This is a genomic window from Mesorhizobium sp. M1078, from assembly GCF_040318615.1.
GTDB lineage: Bacteria > Pseudomonadota > Alphaproteobacteria > Rhizobiales > Rhizobiaceae > Mesorhizobium.
The window spans coordinates 1-1,311 of record NZ_JAMYMP010000090.1 but is presented as its reverse complement, the minus strand read 5'-3'; the positions used below and the strand labels follow the sequence as shown (position 1 = coordinate 1,311).

The window sequence follows — 1,311 nt, the reverse complement described above, 5'->3', positions numbered from 1 at the left end:
TCAGAAGCAAACTGCTTCGCCGCCAGCGGCGCACCGCCCTCGTTCGTGAGGCGTATATAGTCGCCACCAACCAGAACTGTCAACAGTCATCGACGATGTTTTTTCGATTTCTCGTGGAGATATCCACGGGGCGGAAATTCGTGAGCTGGCTTGGCTGAAATTGTGAGTGGTGTTCCGCTGAGGATCACTCTTCTACCAAGCTCCCACCTCTAGGCGGCGGCAGGTGCGTGCCATCGGCCTGAGAATCGCCTCCTGGCGAGTGTCGATCCCCACGCCAGCCTAAGCAGCGCTTCAGAGCCGGCCTTCCAGCAATTCCTCCGTGATGTTGCGGCCGGCGAAAAAATACCCAGGACCAGACCCGTTCGGCATCGACTGCGAAAGCAATGCTGACGGCACGTCGCCAGCCGATGATCCGCGGACCAGGCATGATCTCGACCCGCTCTGTGCCGCACTGTGGAAAAGTCGACACGCTCAGGCAATGGTCGCGGATGCCGACAACGAAATTCCAAGCGATCGCCGGCGACGCACGGGTCGGCTATGTCGTCATAGAGCTGGTCGAGTTCAGTTTCCGCCTTGGGGTGGAAGACAATGCGGTACTCCATTGCCTATTTGGCTTTCGCCTGCTTCGCGTGATGACGCGCCTCGAGCCGCGAAAAAACTGTCTCGACAGGGATGCCCTTAGTTTAGCCGAATCCTGCCGGAGCTCGGTCAGGCGCGCCGGAACCTCCTCGCGCAACCATCTTTCCCGCTCCGCCTCGAAATCCTCGAGCATACGTAGGCCGGCGCGAACATCTCAGGCATTGTTGTAGCGGCCTGATTCGAGCTGCTTCCTGATGAAGCTCTCATAGTGGTTCGTTCAGAGCGTAGTCGGGCACGGCAACCTCCTGGAAGATTATGGCGCCGATCAAGCCCGGTAGCAATAATAGCAATGATTGGAAGCGCACGATCACGGTTCGTTTTCCAAGATCTGGTGGCGAGAGAATGGTTCGTCGCCTGGTTTTGCAGGATCCAAAGCGTCCGGTCACCATCGCGCCGGCGCGTGGCGGTTGCCGCGCTGACAGAGCCGGGAGCCAACCGGCTTCGCGTGGGCAAAGGTGCCGAATAACAAAAAGGCCTGCGAGCTGCGGGCGGTTGGGGGTCATGATTTGGCTTTTCTGTCCCACGGCGTCGGCTTCGCCTGCTTCCGACCCCTGGTGCAGGTTAAAATCGCCATCGATCACGGTCCGAACGCAAAAAGCCCGCGTGAAGCGGGCTGTTTTTGATGTTGGTTGCGGGGACAGGATTTGAACCTGTGACCTTCAGGTTATGAGC

1 protein-coding gene is annotated in these 1,311 nt (G+C 58.7%); it reads left to right on the top strand.

Going from position 1 to position 1,311, the window contains the following annotated elements:
• Positions 1-383 precede the first annotated feature (383 nt).
• A complete protein-coding gene (locus NKH38_RS33555; protein ID WP_198022490.1) occupies positions 384-809 on the top strand; it encodes a hypothetical protein in 426 nt (141 codons plus the stop codon).
• The last annotated feature ends 502 nt before the right edge of the window (positions 810-1,311 follow it).

Coding starts and splice junctions, on each gene's coding strand:
- NKH38_RS33555 (WP_198022490.1), top strand. CDS start 384: ATGCTGACGGCACGTCGCCAGCCGATGATCCGCGGACCAGGCATGATC.